Here is a 16,513-nt window from a genome sequence, read left to right on the forward strand (position 1 = left end):
GCGAGTCAATGCTCTGTGTACTCGCACCCCCGTCAAGGGCGCAGCATCGCCGCGGCGTCGCCGGCGCGCGCGGCCAGCGTCTCCAACGGTCCGCGCCCGATCAGCGCCGACCACAGCGTGCACGCGACGAGCAGGATGACTGTCGACCAGAGCAGGATCTGCGGCTCGGCGAGCCGACCATCCGGCCCCGCCATCACGAAGTACGACACCACATGGGCCGTGTATGCGGTCAGCGGCATAGACCCGAGCGCCGCCACGGGCAGCAGTGGCCAACGCAACGGATGAGACACCCCCAGGCACACCCCGACCACCAGCACCCCGAGCCCCAGAGCGGCCACGAGCTCGACCATCGCCCCGGAATGAGGTGAGATATCGAACACAGCCGCCTGCAGCAGCCGGTCGGACACCGGCACGAGCGCCACCAGGTGCGCCGCGACCAGCAGCACCGTACCGGTCAGGATGAACCCCCACGCCGTCGCAGACCGGTGCAGCGGCAAACGGCCCAGCGCCATCCCGATCAGCGCGAAGAACAGCCACACCGTGATCGGGTACGAGCCGCGCAGCAAGAACTCCCACACTGGCCCCATCGCGTCCTCGGGCAGCCCCGCGAGCACGGCAAGCCATACGGGCCCGAGCAGACCGAGAACCGCCGCGCAGAGAGCCAGCGACAGCGTTCGCCAGCGCAGCACGGGGATCAGCACCAGGTACAGCACGCCGTACAGCGTGAGCACGATGGCGATCGCGGTATCGAAGGCCTCCAGCAGCAGGCCGATCACGAAGATCGTCACGCCGCGCCCCAGCATCCGAAGACGCGCCGACGCGATCTCCGCGTCGGAAACCTGGCCACACTGGGTCATCAGCGCAATCGAGAATCCGGCGAGCAGCGCGAACAGCAGCGACGGGTAGCCGTTGACGATACCGGCCCAGCTGCGCGGTTCGAACAACGCGAACGCATCATCGATCCCGGCGACGTGCGCGCCCATCATTCCGATGATGGCGAGCGCACGCGCCACGTCGAGGCCCATCACCCGCGGCGGCCGGCCGAACGAGCGCCACCAGCGCGCGCCGCCGGGCACCGCGGGCGCCCGTGTACCGGTCATGCCTCGACGGTACTGAGCACAGCCCGCGCTGTCACCACGGGATGCCCGTGTCGCGCCGTCCTACGGCCGGGGCGCGCCCGCCGTCTCGGACGCGTCACTCGCGGGCGCAGAGACCCGCGAAGTGTCGCCCTGCGATGCGCGGGCACCGGATGCCATCGCCGACGCGGCCCGTGCGACCAGGCGCTCCAACGGCCCCTGCCCGAAGAACATCGACCACACCGTCGCCGCCGCGACCATCGCCAGGCTGAACCACCCCCACCATCCGGAGGTGTCGAACGGCATCGCCATCGGTCCTGCCGCGACCAGGAAGACCAGAATGTGGGCCGAGTACCCCGTCAGGGGCATTGAGCCGAGCGCGGCCAGGGGCAACAACACCCAACGCAGCCAGCGAGTGACCAGCAGACACAGCGCGATCACAACGACCGCGAACCCTCCGGAACCGACGATCTCGGCGGTGCCACCGCTGTGCGGATACACGGCCACGAGGGCGTCGAACATCATGACTCCGGGCTGCTGCTCGGCCAGCTGCGTCGGGTAGGTCGTCCAACCCGACTGCTCCTCGTCGACGCCGAGTTCCCCTTCGTCATCGACGAGAACCTCGTCTCCACCGTCTGCATAGCAGTAGATCTCGCCGCCACCCCAGTCGTCGCAGACCTTGCCGCTGAAGTCGAACTCCTCGGCGGGGACGCCATACTTTCCAGCATCCGCGTCATCGACGTACGAGTACGACGAGTACGAGTCCGTCGCCGTGTCATCCCCGCCCTGGCCATCGGCCAGCGCCCCCACGCCATACCCGATGGCCGCGAGCACAACGCCGACCACCAGCATCCACACCGCGGTGCGCACACGGTCGAGCCGCAGACGGCCCAGGGCCATTCCCCCCAGCATGAGCGCGAGCCACACCGTGATCGGATACGTGCCGAACAGCACCAGATCCAGCCCCGGGGCGCTGGCTGCCAGATTCACCGCGTGCAGTCCAGCCAGCAGCGGCGGTGCTGCGACGGCGAGCACGCCGGCGGCGATGAGCAGCCGGGTGGCACTCCAGCGCAGGAATGGGATCGCCGCGACGTAGAGCAGGCCGTACACCGTGAGGATCACCGCGATCGGTGTGCCGAGCGCCTCGAGCGCCACACCGATCACGAAGATCGCGGCGCCACGTCCGAGCAGCCGCAGCCGCAGCACCGGCAGCATGTGCGATTCGGGCACCTGGGTGCGCCCCGTCATCAGCGCGACCGAGACACCCGCGAGCACCGCGAACAGGATCGAGGAGCGACCGTCCACAAGGCCGCCGACGCCGAGGTGCGCACCGACCATCCCCAGCAGGGCCAGAGCGCGCGCCACATCAAGGCCCATGATGCGCGGGAGGCGCCCGAATGTGCGCCACCACCGCACGGGAGCAGGAGCGGCGGCAGAGAGATCAGTGCTGGTCACCGATAGATCGTACTCAGCACCCGGCGCCGAACCCGCGCACGCCACGAACCGACATGCGCCGCCGAAGCGGAATACGATGAAGGGTCATGTCCACACCGGTGATCGCGTATCCGTCCGAGCTGCCCGTCAGCGCCGCTCGGCACGAGATCGCCGACGCCATCCGCGACCATCAGGTCGTCATCGTCGCCGGCGCGACCGGCTCGGGCAAGACGACGCAGTTGCCGAAGATCTGCCTGGAGCTCGACCGCGAGCACATCGCACACACCCAGCCCCGGCGCCTCGCCGCCCGCACCATCGCAGAACGCGTCGCCGAAGAACTGCACGTCGAGCTCGGCGACCTCGTGGGCTACAAGGTGCGCTTCACCGACCAGGTCTCCAAGTCCACGCGCATCGCGCTGATGACCGACGGCATCCTGCTCAACGAGATCCACCGCGACCGGCTGCTGAGCCGCTACGACACGATCATCATCGATGAGGCGCACGAACGCTCGCTGAACGTCGATTTCCTGCTCGGCTATCTGCGCCGGATCCTGCCGGAGCGCCCGGATCTGAAGGTGATCATCACCTCGGCCACCATCGATCCCGAGAGCTTCGCCGCCCATTTCGCGGATACCGACGGCGAACCGGCACCCATCATCGAGGTCTCCGGGCGCACGTATCCGGTCGAGATCCGCTACCGCGCGCTCACAACTCCGGAAGAATCCGCCGAAGACGGACCCAAACCCGCGAATCCGGCCCGGTCGGGCAGAAATCTCCGGAGTTCCGAACAGTCCGAGCCCGACGACGAGGTCTCGGCGATCGTCGCCGCACTGCGCGAACTCGACCGCGAACCGGCCGGTGACGTGCTGGTGTTCCTGCCCGGCGAAGCCGAGATCCGCGACGCCGCCGACGCGGTGCGCGGCGCCTACCGTTCGGCGACCGCGCCCGTCGAGGTGCTGCCGCTGTACGGCAGACTGTCTGCCACCGAGCAGCACCGCGTGTTCGAGCCCTCGAAGGTCGCCGGCGTCCGTCGCCGCGTGATCCTGGCCACGAACGTCGCCGAGACGAGCCTCACCGTTCCCGGCATCAAGTACGTCATCGATACCGGCACGGCCCGCATCTCGCGCTACAGCGCCCGCTCGAAGGTGCAGCGGCTGCCCATCGAGGCCGTGTCGCAGGCATCCGCGAACCAGCGTTCGGGCCGCGCGGGCCGCACGAGCTCCGGCATCGCCATCCGCCTATACAGCGAAGAGGACTTCGAGCGCCGCCCGGAGTTCACCGAACCCGAGGTGCTGCGCACGTCGCTGGCCTCGGTGGTGCTGCAGATGCTCTCGCTCGGATTCGGCGACATCGCGGCCTTCCCGTTCCTCACTCCCCCGGACTCGCGCGGTGTGAAGGCCGCGTTCGACCTGCTCACCGAGATCGGGGCCGTCGAGACAACCCGCGGAGCCGAGCCGCGTCTGACCCGGATCGGACGCGACATCTCGCGGATGCCGATGGATCCCCGATTCGCGCGGATGCTGGTCGAGGCCGGCGGCACCGGTGTGATCGACGAGGTCATGCCGATCGTCGCCGGCCTGTCGATCCAGGATGTGCGTGAGCGACCGAGCGCCGATGCACCGCCGTCGGCGCGCGAGGCCGCAGAGCGCGCACACGCGCGTTTCATCGACCCGACCAGCGACTTCCTCACCCTGCTGAACCTGTGGAACCACCTGCGCGAGCAGCAAAAGGAACTGGGATCGAGCGCATTCCGCCGGATGTGCCGCACCGAGCATCTCAACTACGTGCGCGTGCGCGAGTGGTTCGACGTGCACCGGCAGCTGCGCACGCTGGTGAAGACGGCAAAGCCCCAGGACCGGGGTGAGGCGGCCGCCGATCCGGATGCCGTGCATCGTGCGATCCTCTCGGGCCTGCTCTCACAGATCGGCATCCTCGACGAGCGCACCGCCGCGAAGGGCGTGAACAAGACCCCGTCGAAGGACCAAAAGCGCCGCATCACCGAGTACCGCGGAGCCCGTGGCATCCGCTTCTCGATCTTCCCCGGTTCTGGTCTGCGCAAGAAGTCCCCGCAGGCGGTGATGGCCGCCGAGATCGTCGAGACCTCGCGCACCTTCGCTCGCACCGTCGCCGCGATCGACCCCGCCTGGGCGGAGTCGCTCGCCGGCGACCTTGCCAAGCGCCAGGTCTCGGAACCGCATTGGTCGAAGGATGCCGGCGCCGCCGTCGCGTTCGAGAAGGTGACGCTGTTCGGAGTCGAGATCATCCCGCGTCGCCGCGTGCAGTTCGCGCGGATCGACCGCGCCGGCGCACGTGAGCTCTTCCTGCGTCACGCCCTGGTCGAGGGCGAATGGGATCCGAGCCGAATCGACAAGCGGGTCAGCGCGTTCTGGCGGGCGAACACCGAGCTGCGGCGACGTCTGGAGAAGCTCGAAGAGCGCGAACGGCGCCGCGACATCCTGGCCGGAGACGAGGCGGTGTACGCCTTCTACGACGAGCGTATTCCCCGCGACGTGTTCGACGTGCGCTCCTTCGAGAAGTGGTGGCGCGAAGCGCTGGCATCCACCCCGAAGCTGCTGGTGATGCGCGAGAGCGACCTGCTCGACGACGACGGGCGGACCGACCAGGGCGAGTTCCCCACGCGCTGGACGCAGGGCGATCAGGTGCTCGGACTCGCCTACCGCTTCGAGCCGGGCGCCGCCGACGATGGCGTGAGCGTCGTCGTGCCCCTGGCACTGCTGCAACAGATCCGCGACACCGGCTTCGACTGGCAGGTGCCGGGGCTGCGCGCCGAACTGATCACCGCGCTGCTGCGCGCGCTGCCGAAGGCCATCCGGCGGCACGTCGTGCCCGCGGCCGACTGGGCCGAGAAGTTCGGCACCGAGCTCGCCGCCGAGGCACCCGAACACCACCTGGGCACGCCGACGCGGTCGCTGAAAGAGGCTCTTGCGCGACTCATCCAACCTCTGGCGAACCAGCCCGTCAGCGCCGCCGACTTCGATGACACCCGTGTGCCCGGGCACCTGCAGATGAACTTCCGCGCCGTCGACGAGCGCGGGCGGGTAGCGGGCTCGGCCCGTGACCTGGGTGAGTTGCAGCAGAAGCTATCCGACCGCTCACGGCAGAGCGTCACACGGTCGCTGCAGCGGCCCGCGCCGCGTGCGGGGGCCGCGCACGATGCGAAGGCCGTCGCGGCAGCATCCGTCCGCGCTCCGATCGAGCGCGACGACCTCACCGACTGGACCTTCGGCGACCTGCCCGACGTACTCGACACGAAAGTCGCCGGAGGCACCGTGCGCGGGTACCCCGCGGTCATCGACCGCGGCGCATCCGTGTCGGTGCGGGTCGAGGCGACGGCGGATGCTGCGACAGCAGCCACCCGCGAGGGCGTGCTGCGCCTGGTGCTGCTGAACCTGCCCTCCCCCGCGTCGTACGTGCAGAGCCACCTCACCGCACCCGAGAAGCTGGCGCTGGCCGCGTCACCCTATGCGTCTGTTGCGGCGTTGATCGAAGACTCCCGCGTTGCGGTCGTGCGCGCCCTGATCGAGCAGCACCTGCCGGGCGGTGTGACACGCAACCAGGCCGAGTACACGCGCGTCCGCGATGCGGTGAACGCCGAACTGGTCGACAGCCTGTTCGCCTGCGTATCGCTGGTCGCCCGCATCCTCACCAAGAGTCGCGACGTCGAACGCGGCATCAAGTCGCAGAACTCTCTGGCTCTGCTCGGTCCGTTGAACGACATTCGCACCCAGCTGGCGGGGTTGATCCGGCCCGGCTTCATCTCGTCGACCGGAGTCGAGCGGCTCAGCCACCTGCCGCGCTACCTCGACGGCATGCTCGACCGGCTCAAGACGCTGTCGAACGAGCCAGGCAAGGACCGCACGCGCATGACCGAGTACGAACGCATGCAGAAGGCCTTCGAAGACGCGGGCGGCACGATCCCGCTGCCGGCCGACGCACCCGCCGCGCTGGTCGAGGTGCGCTGGCTGCTCGAGGAATACCGCATCAGCGTGTTCGCCCAGCGCCTCGGCACCGCACAGCCGGTGTCGCCGCAGCGAATCATGAAGGCGCTGACCGCCGGACGCTGAGAAGTTGCCGATCTGTGCCACATCGGTAGCCTGGCGGCATGGCTCGCGCAATCGTCTACACCGAGATCGGTACCCCAGACGTTCTTCACCTCGTCGATATCCCCGACCCGGTCGCCGCGCCGGGCGAGGTCGTCGTGCGCATCGAGGCCGCCGGGGTGAACCCCCTCGATGCCAAACTGCGCCGCGGCGCGCGCCCCTCGCCGCCGATCGTCGAGCCGCGCCGGGTGGGCTTCGACGGTGCCGGAGTCGTAGCCGCTCTCGGCGACGGGGTGACCGGCTTTGCCGTCGGCGACCGCGTCGCCATCACCAATGTGCTCGGCACCTACGCCACCGCGTTGCCCGTTCCGGTCTCGCGGCTGGTGCGGCTGAGCGACGGCGTCACGATGGCCGAGGGCGCGAGTCTTGGCATCCCGATCGGCACGGCCTACCAGTGCCTGCGCTCGCTCGGCGTCGGCCAGGGCGACACGCTGCTCGTGCACGCCGGCTCGGGCGCCGTCGGGCAGGCCGCTGTGCAGTTCGCCGCACTGTGGGGCGCGACGGTGATCGCGACCGGTAGCCCCGCGCGCTTCGAGCAGCTGCGTGCCCTCGGCGCCATCCCCGTCGCATACGGCGAAGGGCTGGTCGAGCGGGTGCGCGAGGCGGCGCCGGACGGCATCACGGTCGCGTTGGACTGCATCGGCACCGACGAGGCGATCCAGGCCTCGCTGCAGCTGGTCGCCGACCGCGACCGCATCGCCACGATCGTGCGCGGACCGGATGCCGCAGACTTCGGCATCCGCGCGTTCTCGGGCGGCAGCCCGGTGCCGTTGACCGAGCAGGAGCTCGCGTGGCGCGACGAGGCGGTGTCGTTGGCGGTGAACCTCATCGAGGCCGGCGACTTGCAGGTCGAGCTGGGGCCCGAGCTGCCGCTCGCCGAGGCGTCGCGTGCGCACGAGCTGATCGAGCAGCACGCCGCCCGCGGCAAGATCGTCCTCGTGCCCTGACGTTCTCGCTTTCATGCGCTCTTCCCTTCCCCTCTCCCGCCCCACCTCCTCTCCTCACGAGGGGTCAGTTTTCGTCGTGTTCACGCGCCCACACCCGACAGTTCTTGACCCCTCGTGGGGGGTGTGCGGGGGTGCATGGGCGTGGGGGCGCCCGCGGGGTGCGCAGGCGGGGCGAGCGGGGGCGTCGAGCGAGGGGGCGCGCTCAGGCGCGCAGCAGGCGTCGGATGCGAGTGACGAGCGCCGTCGGATCGTCGAAGTCACGGCGGGTGACGACCGTCACCCGGTAGCCGAGCGCCTCCAGCTCGGCGCGGCGTATCTGGTCCTTACTCCACTGATCGGGATCGCGGTGGTAGTCGCCGTCGTACTCGACGATCAGTTTCGCCTCGGGGAACAGCATGTCCACACGGGCGACGAACCGGCCGTTGTCGAAGATGTCGACGTTGCACTCCGGGCGTGGCAGTCCGGCTTCGACGAGGATCACTCGCACCATCGACTCGCGTGGTGACTCCGCACGAGAGTCGCTGAGATTCAGCGCTCTTGTTCTCAGGCGTGCGCCCCGACCCCGCACGAATCTCGCCGAGAGTTCGGCGAGCTCTGCGCCGGTGACGAAGGGGTAAGCGCGCAACAGCGCATCGGTGATCGCCACGAATCGGCCGAGCGACTGCGAGCGCGACAGGTCGATCCAGGCACGCTGGGGTGACAAGGTCGGCAGGCCGTCGACCATGACGATGTCCTCGTCGACGACGACAAGCCGGTGCGGACGCACCTGTGGACGACGGATGCGCGTGCTGTCATGCGGCACGCCGATCCGGGGCCTGCCCCAGGCGTCGTGTTCGTCGTCACGCCCAAGCGGAAGGCCGAGCACGGCACCCGCGGTGATTCCGCACAGGAATGCCCGGTCGGGGATGACCTTCAGCAATAGCTCCAACGCTTCGCGCTGCCCGAGGGGTACGCGCGCTCGGGCCCCGTGGAACGGGCTCGACAGGTCCTTGGCACGCAACCTGCCGTGCGTGATGCCGCGCGCGGTTGCTTCGTCAACGGTGAATGTACGCGGGGTACCGGGCGGAAGCGGAGCGGGGTGCATCGCCCGATGCTGGCATCCGCTTCTCTTCGCGCAACCGCTTTCCACAGCCCGCACGCAAAGTCGCGCGAAACCCTTCGTTGTGCACGTCGAGTGAGCCCCGCGCCCGCGCCCGCGCTCCACGACCTCCCCCGCCCCACGAGGGGTCAAGAAACGCGCAGTTCCCACCCCTCAACCCGACATTTCCTGACCCCTCTTGAGAAGGGGCGCAGCGCCTCCCTCCACGAGGGGTCAAGAAATGCGGCATGTGGGGCGTTGGATGCGACATATCTTGACCCCTCGTGGAGGGAGGCAGAGGCAGCGCGAGCACCGGTCAGGGGGCGACGGCCCGTCCGAGCGAGAGCATCAGGCGGTTCGCCCAGTTGAAGAACGCGGCGCCGTGCACGACGTCGGCGATCTCCAGCTCATCAAGGCCCGCCTCGCGCAGACGCGCGATGTCGAGTTCCCCGAACGCGCTCGGGGTGTCTGTGAGAGCAGCGGATGCTGAGACGACGGCCTCCCACCGCTCACCGAGATCGGCCGTGACCCCCTCATCGAGAAGCCGGTCAACATCGTCGGCACGCTTCGAGAAGTGCGCGGCGAACCGAGCGTGCACCGACGCGCAGAACACGCAGCCGTTGTGACGCGACGCCGCCGTGGCCGAGAGTTCTCGGTCGGCACGCGGCAGCCCCTCGGCGGTGTTGTAGAAGATGTCCTTGTCGACCAGCGTGCGCGCCCTCAGAACCTCGGGGTCACGCGCCAGCAACCGGAAGTACTCGTTCTTGGCGCGCGCGGCATCGACCAGACCGTCGAGGTGCCGCTCGGTCAACTCGTCCTCGGTCAACGGCGCGATGTGCGGCGTCCAGCCGACCTCGGCGCGGGTGAACCGCTCGGGGTGCGGACGGTCGTCGGTCAGTGTGCCGGTCATGCGGCATCCTCCTCGTCTGAATCGGTGGCGATGCCGACGCCGACGGCGTCGAGCGCCCGCAGCCCCGACACCACCCGCTGCTGAAACGCCAGGAATGCCACGAGCTGCGACAGCGTGACGATGCCGTTCTCGTCCCAGCCAGCCTGCAGCAGCCGATCGAGGTCGTCGGCGCCGGCTTCGCGCGGGCGGTACACCAGCAGGTGCGTGTGCGCGAGCGCGGCGGCCAGCCGACCGCCAAGCGCGTGCACGACGTCCGGACCCGGTGTGTACCGTTCTCCGTCGGTGTTCTCCCCCTGCAGACCGACCTCGATGTACGAGCCGAACGGCCCCGTGGTCGTCGCGTGAACCGCCTGGTCGATCACGATCCTGGCGACGGCGGCATCGGCGGCGAGCGCTCGCTCGGCGTAGAACGACGAGGTGCGATCCACACCGGTCAGGCGGGTGGCGAACGCGGCCACGAGCTCGCGCTCGAGCTGCGTGACATGCGCCGTCGACACCGGTGAGAACAGGGCGTCGAAACTCGCCTGCAGCTGCGCGCGGGTCTGCGGACGGCGGGCGCGCAGCGCGACGACGGCGGGTGAGCTGCCCGCGATGGTGTCGACCACATCGAGTGTCATGCGCCGGCCTCCTCATCGTGTGCGCCCACGGTCTGCAGCCCGGTGCTCCACCCGAGTGCGGGCGCGACTTCGTCGGCGATCAGTTCGATCGACCGCAGCACGTGCTCATGGGGGGCGTCGACGGAGTGCACCTGGAAGGCCACCTCGGTGGCACGGTCGAGGGTGCGGTCCTGGGCGAGCGAGGCTGCCACCTCGTCGGGGGTGCCCAAGTGCGTGTCGGTGAGCGTGATGAGCGCTTCGAGCGAGTCGTCGGGGAACTCCTGACCTTGCCGGCGCAGGCTCTCAGCTCCGCGCCGTAGGCCGACCTCGGCGAAGCGCAGGGCCTCGGCGCGGTCGTCGGCGACGAACACGGTGCGTGACGCGGTGATGCGGGGCGTCGCCCCTTCCGGCAGCGCCGCGAGGTACTCGTCGATGATCGGATCCTGCACCTGCGCGAGCGGGGTGTAGGGGTCGACACCGCGGCGGGGCTGGGTGCGCGAGAGCAGCAGTCCGTGCCCGTGTTCGCCGGCGCGGTGTCCGCCGAACGACGAGAAGGTGGCCTGCCAGATGCGGTCGGCCAGCTCTGCGGCATCCGGATACAGGGCGTTTCCGGCGCCGACGTCACCACCGCGCAGCGCGTTCAGCAGCGCGGCGAGCTTGGCGTCGTACACGGCGGTCTTGTCGCGCACGTCCTGCCCGAAGGGTGGGAACGACGTGGGCGTTCCCCCGCTGCCGAGTCCCAGGTCGAGGCGTCCGTCCGAGAGCAGGTCGGCGACCACGGCGTCCTCGGCGACGCGCACCGGGTCTTCGATCGGCAGCGTGATGATGCCGGTACCCAGGCGGATGCGCGAGGTGTGCGCCGCGGCGTGGGCGAGGAACACCAACGGCGACGGCAGTCCGCCTTCGGCCGCGTGGAAGTGGTGCTGCGCCACCCAGGCGCGGCCGATGCCGTGTCGTTCGGCGCGCTGGATCTGCTCCAGCGCGTAGGTGTAGCGCTGTCGCGGCGCGGCGTCGTCGAGCAGCCGCGTGAAGAACGCGAGTGTGGGGGCGGTCATGCGTGTACCTCCGATCGGCCGGGAACCGCCGCGAGCAGTTCCCGGGTGTAGTCGTGCTGCGGGTCTTCGAAGATCCGCTGAGTGGGGCCGTCCTCGACGATGCGTCCGTGCCGCATCACCGAGACGGTGTGACTGATGCCGCGCACGACGGCGAGGTCGTGCGAGATGAACAGGTAGGTGAGGCCGAGTTCGGACTGCAGCGAGGCGAGCAGTTCGAGGATGCGTGCCTGCACGGTCACGTCCAACGCCGACACCGCTTCGTCGAGCACGATGATGTCGGGATCGATCGCGAGCGCGCGGGCGATGGCGACGCGCTGTCGTTGCCCGCCCGAGAGCTCGCGGGGCGTGCGCCGCGCGACATCGGAGGGCAGCGCGACCCGCTCGAGCAGGTCGACGGCGCGGTCGCGCCGTTCCGCCTTCGTGCCGATGCGGAAGTTGACCAGCGGCTCGGCCACGATGTCCTCGATCCGCTGGCGCGGATCCAGTGAAGCGAACGGGTTCTGGTAGACGAGTTGGATGCGGCGGCGGAGCGCGCGCAGGTCCTTGCCCGCGGCGTGGGTGACGTCGGTCCCGTCAATCGTGATGGCACCGGCATCCGGATGCTGGAAGCGGGTGATCAGTCGCGCCGTGGTCGTCTTGCCCGAACCGGACTCCCCGACCAGCGCGTGCGTGGTGCCCTTGCGCACGCGGAACGACACGTCGTCGACGGCGCGGAAAGGCGCTCGCCCGCGGCTCTCGAAGCTCTTCACGAGCCCCGTCGCGGTGATCGCATTCGGGTTCTCGGCCGCGGCCACGGCCGCGTCGCGCAGGAAGTTCGGCGCCTGCGCGTTGCGGAATCCACTGGCGAACGCCGGGGCGTCGGCGAGCAGCTGACGCGTGTAGCCGTCGGCCGGGGCGCTGAGCACCTCGGCGCTCCTCCCCTGCTCGACGACACGACCGCCCTGCAGCACGACGAGGTGCTGCGCGTGGTCGGCGGCGACGCCGAGGTCGTGGGTCACGAGCAGGATGCTGGTGCCCTCCTGCGTCCGCAGCTCGTCCATCAGGTCGAGCACGCGGCGCTGCACGGTCGCGTCGAGCGCACTGGTGGGCTCGTCGGCGATCAGCAGCCGTGGGCGCAGCGCGACGGCGCTGGCGATGAGCACGCGTTGCCGCGTGCCGCCCGACAGCTCGTGCGGGTACTGCCTGGCGCGCAGGTCGGGGTCGTCGATGCCCACGCGGTCGAGCAGTTCGATCACGCGGGCCTGACGTGCCCTGCGGTCACGGTGGCCGTGCAGCCGCAGCGCCTCGCCGACCTGCGCGCCGATCGTGCGCACGGGATCGAGCGAGGTCACGGGGTCCTGTGGTACGAAGCCCACCTGGGTGCCGCGGATCGTGCGCAGGGCCCGTTCGGACCAGCCCGAGATATCGAGCCCGCCCAGCAGCACCCGGCCGCTGTCCGTTCGTCCGCCGTGCGGTAGCAGGCCGAGCACGGCCTGCGCGGTGGTCGACTTGCCCGACCCGGATTCGCCGACGAGGGCGAGGGTCTCTCCCTCGCCGATCTCGAGCGAGACACCGTGCACGACCGCACGTCGTCCTTCGGGGGCCGCGTACGACACCCGGAGCCCATCGATGGTGAGCACGCTCATGAGGCGTTCCTTCCCAGGCTGTGGCTGATCCGATTGGCACTGAGCACGACGGCCACCACGACGAGTCCCGGCAGCGCGGTGAGCCACCACGAGGTGGCGACGTAGTTGCGTCCCTCGGCGATGAGCAGCCCCCATTCGGGGGTCGGGGGCGGGGCGCCGTAGCCGAGGAAGCCCAGCGTGGAGATCGCGAGGATCGCCGTGCCGAACTGCAGTGCGGCCAGGGCCAGCACCGGTGTGAGAGAGTTGGGCAGCACGTGTCGGCGCAGCACGGTGAGGAGTGTGGCGCCGCTGCCGAGGGCGGCTTCGACGTAGTCGGTGCGGCGCACCCTGACGACCTCGGATCTCATCAGCCGTGCGAACACCGCCACGCTGCCGAGGCCCACGGCGAGCGCGGCGTTCACGGTGCCGAACCCGAGCAGGATGATCACCGACAACGACAGCAGAAGGCCGGGGATCGCGAGCAGCACGTCGACGATGCGCATGAGGATGTCGTCGAGGAGTCCGCCGATGGTGCCGGCGAGCAGGCCGATGATGCCGCCGAGAGTCAGACCGACGGTCACGGCGATCAGTGCGCCCGAGAGCGACTGCACGGCACCGTGGACGACGCGGCCGTACAGGTCTCGCCCGAGGATGTCGGTGCCGAACCAGTGCTCGGCGCTCGGCGGCAGCAGTTTCTGCGCCGGCACCCCGCTGAGGGGGTCGCCGGGGGCGAAGACGCCCGGCACGATCGCCCACAGCACGGCGATCGAGACGACGGCGATCGCGAGGACCAACGTCGGCGAGGGCACCCGACGCCGCCGGCGGGGCGCATCGGATGCTACGGACGCGGCGTTCACGGTGGCATCCGCCTGCTCGTTGCGGCCGCGGGGCGCGTTCGGTTCCGCACTCTCGGACGTGTGCAGCACGGGGGCGCTCATGCGGTCACCTCCTGGGTGCCCGCCGTCACCGCTGCGGCCGGCGTCGCGCGACGCGCGTCGCGCCGCGCGGGCGGGCGCAGGCGTGGGTCGATCACGGGGGCGATGAGGTCGACGGCAAGGCTGACGATCACGAAGCCGAGTGCCGACAGCAGCACGATCGCCTGCAGCACCGGGATGTCCTGGTTGGTGACGGCCTGTTCGGTCAGCCGCCCGATGCCGGTGCGCCCGAACACCGTCTCGGTGACCACGGCACCACCGATCAACTCACCGAACAGCACGCCGGCGATGGTCAGTGCGGGCAGACTCGCGTTGCGTGCGACCGACCGGGTGAGCACCCACACAGGCGTTGCGCCCTTGGCACGCACCACGGTGATGAACGGCGCGGACTGCACCTGATCGATCGAGCGCACCAGCACCTGTGCAAGGGGTGCGGAGATCGGCACCGCCAGGGTGAGCACGGGCAGGATGAGGGCGGCGGCCGGGTCGGCGCCGATCACGGGCACCCAGCCGAGTCCGAAGGAGAACACCTGGATGAGCAGGATGCCGAGCCAGAACACCGGTACGGCGACGAACAGCGCCGGCGCCTGTCGGATCGCGTTGCGCAGCCAGCCGAACGGTGCAAGCGTCGACAGCGCCGCGATGGCGACCGCCAGCAGCACCGCGAGCACCAGACCGAGGCCCGCCAGCAGCAGCGTCTGCGGCAGCGCCTCGGCGAGCATCGCCGCAACGGGGGTGCCGTACTGGGTCGAGTACCCGAAGTCGCCGACGAGGAACCCGCCGAGCGTGTGCAGGTACTGCTGCCACCACGGCAGGTCCGCGCCGTACGCGACCCGGATGTCGTCGATCTGCGCCGCGGACAGCCCGAGGCTCGGGTCGGTGAACTTGATCAGCACGGCATCGCCGGGCAGGAGTTGCAGCAGGAAGAACGTGGCCGTGAAGGCGGCGATCAGAACGATCGCCGCCTGTCCGGCCCGCCGAAGCAGGAAGGGCATCAGTGCTCCTGGAGCCACACGCCGAAGAACGAGGGGCGCCCGACCGATTCGTAGTCGATGCCACGCACGTGGGGTGCCGCACCGTAGACCTGGGGCTCTTCGAACAGCGGGATCACGTACGCCTGCTCGGCGAGGTAGTCCTGTACCGCCTGCGAAGCGGCGATGCGCTTGTCGGTGTCGGCCTCGGAGGCCACCACCTCCAGCAGCCGGTCGAGTTCAGCGTCGTTCGAGAGCAGCACGTTGCGGTTCTCGGTGTGGTACTCGCTCTTGATCACGTCGAGGTCGCTTCGGCCGACCATGTCCTGCGAGACAGGCGTCTTGAGCGGGTCGAGGATGTCGGCGGCGCGGCTGCCGGCGTCGCCGGGCTTGACGTTGAGCTCGACGCCGACAGCCCGCCACTGCTGCGCGACCAGTTCGAGCGTCTGCTTGGACTGCGGCTGCGGCTTGGACTCGAAGATGGTCAGTGCCAGCCGTTCGCCGTCCTTCTCGCGGATGCCGTCCGCGCCCGGCTCCCACCCTGCGGCGTCGAGCAGTTCGGCCGCCTTCTTCTCGTCGTGGACGTAATGCGCCGATTCGTCCTTGTACCCCGTCGCAGACGACGACAGTGCCGAGGTCGCCACGGGATAGTTCTCGCTGAAGAGCGTGTCGACGACCTCTTGGGCGTCCGTCGCCGCCACGAGCGCCTGCCGCACCCGGATGTCTGAGAGCAGCGGGTTGGTGAACCGCAGCGAGAGGTTGTTGTTGACCCCGCGGGTCTGCGGTGCGTACAGCTCGATTCCGGCCTGGGCGACCCGTGCCTCGTCGAAGGCCTGCACGTAGCGCACGTAATCGGCTTGGCCCGAGAGCAGCGATCCGATGCGCACGGAGTCCTCGGGGGTGACGATGACGCGGACGGCGTCGAGGTACGCGCGGCCCTGGTTCGGCACGCTCTCGGGCGCCCAGTCGTAGTCCTCGCGGGCCGTGAGGGTGTATTCGGTGCCGAGCTTCTCGCCGCCGATGGTGAAGGGACCGGCACCGATGATGTCTTCGGCGTTGCCGGCGCCGAAGCCCTCGATGGTGCCGTCGAGAGTCTCGGGCGAGAGCAGTCCCGAGTTGATCGTCGACGTCGCTTGCAGGAAGCCGGGCGACGGGGCCGAGAAGCGGAAGACGACGGTGTCGTCGTCGATCACCTCACTGCTCGCGTAGTTGTTGATCGCCTCTGACACGGTCAGGCCGCGGTCGGCGTCGCCGAGGCCGTACGTGTCGAAGTTCTTCTTCACGGCGGCGGCGTCGACGGGCGTGCCGTCCGAGAAGGTGACGTCATCGCGCAGGTCGAAGGTGTACTCGGTGGCGTCGGCGTTCACCTCCCAACCGCTGGCGACCCACGGCTCGATCTCGAGGGTCTCGGGGTCCTGCCAGGTCAACCGTGCGGCGATGTTGCCCACGATGCCGCCGTTCGGGTAGAAACCCGCCTGCGGCGGGTACAGGTTCGTGTACGTCTGGTGCTCGAGGTAGGTGAGCGTTCCTCCCGCGACCGGTTCACCGTCGGAGGCGGCGACGTCGGCGGGGGCCGGTGACGACGAGCATGCGGCCAGGCCAGCCATCATGACGAGCGGCAGTGCGACGGCTGTGGCGCGGACGATGCGACGGTTCATGCAGACCTCCTGGGTGCGGTGACGGGGTGGAACGACGATCACGCTAGAGAAGTCGGATGCCGCCGCGCGAGCGATGACGTCACGTGACGACACCACCCGTCATGTGCGGTAACCCGGGGTAACACGAC

The 16,513-nt window shown here is 69.6% G+C and carries 12 protein-coding genes; 2 read left to right on the plus strand and 10 right to left on the minus strand.

All coding sequences use genetic code 11. The annotated features are described in order from the left end of the window. Nucleotides 1–32: 32 nt before the first annotated feature. Together ACLD0U_RS12610 and ACLD0U_RS12615 are read right to left on the minus strand one after the other, a co-directional pair. On the minus strand, nt 33–1,100 hold the full coding sequence (locus ACLD0U_RS12610; RefSeq protein WP_410340810.1) for a heparan-alpha-glucosaminide N-acetyltransferase domain-containing protein: 1,068 nt from the start codon (nt 1,098–1,100) through the stop codon (nt 33–35). 60 nt (nt 1,101–1,160) lie between these two features. Further along, nucleotides 1,161–2,531: a hypothetical protein gene (locus ACLD0U_RS12615; RefSeq protein ID WP_410340811.1), complete on the minus strand. Its 1,371-nt coding sequence runs from the start codon at nt 2,529–2,531 to the stop codon at nt 1,161–1,163. 86 nt (nt 2,532–2,617) lie between these two features. Here ACLD0U_RS12615 and hrpA point away from each other — a divergent pair, with 86 nt between their 5' ends. Continuing rightward, the gene (hrpA, locus tag ACLD0U_RS12620) at nt 2,618–6,595 is read left to right on the plus strand and encodes an ATP-dependent RNA helicase HrpA (RefSeq protein ID WP_410340812.1); all 3,978 of its coding nucleotides are present in this window, start codon (nt 2,618–2,620) and stop codon (nt 6,593–6,595) included. A 38-nt stretch (nt 6,596–6,633) separates the two neighbouring features. Then, nucleotides 6,634–7,578, plus strand: a complete 945-nt coding sequence (locus ACLD0U_RS12625; RefSeq protein ID WP_410340813.1) for a zinc-binding alcohol dehydrogenase family protein — start codon at nt 6,634–6,636, stop codon at nt 7,576–7,578. Nucleotides 7,579–7,780: 202 nt separating this feature from the next. Here the strand turns inward: ACLD0U_RS12625 and ACLD0U_RS12630 are convergent, their stop codons facing one another. The 8 genes from ACLD0U_RS12630 to ACLD0U_RS12665 all read right to left on the minus strand — a co-directional run bounded on the left by ACLD0U_RS12630 (nt 7,781) and on the right by ACLD0U_RS12665 (nt 16,385). Continuing rightward, nucleotides 7,781–8,662, minus strand: coding sequence for an endonuclease domain-containing protein (locus ACLD0U_RS12630; RefSeq protein ID WP_410340814.1), 882 nt, complete (start codon nt 8,660–8,662; stop codon nt 7,781–7,783). Between the two features lie 310 nt (nt 8,663–8,972). Next, entirely contained in the window at nt 8,973–9,566 is a 594-nt protein-coding gene (locus ACLD0U_RS12635; protein WP_410340815.1) for an alkylhydroperoxidase domain protein, read from the minus strand. Next, on the minus strand, nt 9,563–10,183 hold the full coding sequence (locus ACLD0U_RS12640) for a CMD domain protein (protein ID WP_410340816.1): 621 nt from the start codon (nt 10,181–10,183) through the stop codon (nt 9,563–9,565). Before ACLD0U_RS12640 ends, ACLD0U_RS12635 begins: the two co-directional genes overlap by 4 nt. Then, nucleotides 10,180–11,217: a putative FMN-dependent luciferase-like monooxygenase gene (locus ACLD0U_RS12645; protein WP_410340817.1), complete on the minus strand. Its 1,038-nt coding sequence runs from the start codon at nt 11,215–11,217 to the stop codon at nt 10,180–10,182. The genes ACLD0U_RS12640 and ACLD0U_RS12645 overlap by 4 nt, the downstream gene beginning before the upstream one ends. Continuing rightward, nucleotides 11,214–12,842 carry a dipeptide ABC transporter ATP-binding protein gene (locus ACLD0U_RS12650; RefSeq protein WP_410340818.1) on the minus strand — a complete coding sequence of 543 codons (1,629 nt, stop codon included), beginning with the start codon at nt 12,840–12,842 and terminating at the stop codon, nt 11,214–11,216. The genes ACLD0U_RS12645 and ACLD0U_RS12650 overlap by 4 nt, the downstream gene beginning before the upstream one ends. Beyond that, nucleotides 12,839–13,759, minus strand: a complete 921-nt coding sequence (locus tag ACLD0U_RS12655) for an ABC transporter permease (protein ID WP_410340819.1) — start codon at nt 13,757–13,759, stop codon at nt 12,839–12,841. Before ACLD0U_RS12655 ends, ACLD0U_RS12650 begins: the two co-directional genes overlap by 4 nt. Further along, nucleotides 13,756–14,751 carry an ABC transporter permease gene (locus tag ACLD0U_RS12660; protein ID WP_410340820.1) on the minus strand — a complete coding sequence of 332 codons (996 nt, stop codon included), beginning with the start codon at nt 14,749–14,751 and terminating at the stop codon, nt 13,756–13,758. The genes ACLD0U_RS12655 and ACLD0U_RS12660 overlap by 4 nt, the downstream gene beginning before the upstream one ends. Further along, nucleotides 14,751–16,385 (minus strand): TIGR04028 family ABC transporter substrate-binding protein, encoded by a 1,635-nt coding sequence (locus ACLD0U_RS12665; protein ID WP_410340821.1) that lies wholly within the window; start codon nt 16,383–16,385, stop codon nt 14,751–14,753. The genes ACLD0U_RS12660 and ACLD0U_RS12665 overlap by 1 nt, the downstream gene beginning before the upstream one ends. Between the last annotated feature and the right edge of the window lie 128 nt (nt 16,386–16,513).

It is taken from the genome of Microbacterium sp. 2216-1, from assembly GCF_046507855.1.
GTDB lineage: Bacteria > Actinomycetota > Actinomycetes > Actinomycetales > Microbacteriaceae > Microbacterium > Microbacterium esteraromaticum_C.

Bases quoted from the DNA above. Each gene is read 5' to 3' on its own strand.
- ACLD0U_RS12610 (WP_410340810.1), bottom strand. From the start codon at position 1,100: ATGACCGGTACACGGGCGCCCGCGGTGCCCGGCGGCGCGCGCTGGTGG.
- hrpA (WP_410340812.1), top strand. From the start codon at position 2,618: ATGTCCACACCGGTGATCGCGTATCCGTCCGAGCTGCCCGTCAGCGCC.
- ACLD0U_RS12625 (WP_410340813.1), top strand. From the start codon at position 6,634: ATGGCTCGCGCAATCGTCTACACCGAGATCGGTACCCCAGACGTTCTT.
- ACLD0U_RS12630 (WP_410340814.1), bottom strand. From the start codon at position 8,662: ATGCACCCCGCTCCGCTTCCGCCCGGTACCCCGCGTACATTCACCGTT.
- ACLD0U_RS12635 (WP_410340815.1), bottom strand. From the start codon at position 9,566: ATGACCGGCACACTGACCGACGACCGTCCGCACCCCGAGCGGTTCACC.
- ACLD0U_RS12640 (WP_410340816.1), bottom strand. From the start codon at position 10,183: ATGACACTCGATGTGGTCGACACCATCGCGGGCAGCTCACCCGCCGTC.
- ACLD0U_RS12645 (WP_410340817.1), bottom strand. From the start codon at position 11,217: ATGACCGCCCCCACACTCGCGTTCTTCACGCGGCTGCTCGACGACGCC.
- ACLD0U_RS12650 (WP_410340818.1), bottom strand. From the start codon at position 12,842: ATGAGCGTGCTCACCATCGATGGGCTCCGGGTGTCGTACGCGGCCCCC.
- ACLD0U_RS12655 (WP_410340819.1), bottom strand. From the start codon at position 13,759: ATGAGCGCCCCCGTGCTGCACACGTCCGAGAGTGCGGAACCGAACGCG.
- ACLD0U_RS12660 (WP_410340820.1), bottom strand. From the start codon at position 14,751: ATGCCCTTCCTGCTTCGGCGGGCCGGACAGGCGGCGATCGTTCTGATC.
- ACLD0U_RS12665 (WP_410340821.1), bottom strand. From the start codon at position 16,385: ATGAACCGTCGCATCGTCCGCGCCACAGCCGTCGCACTGCCGCTCGTC.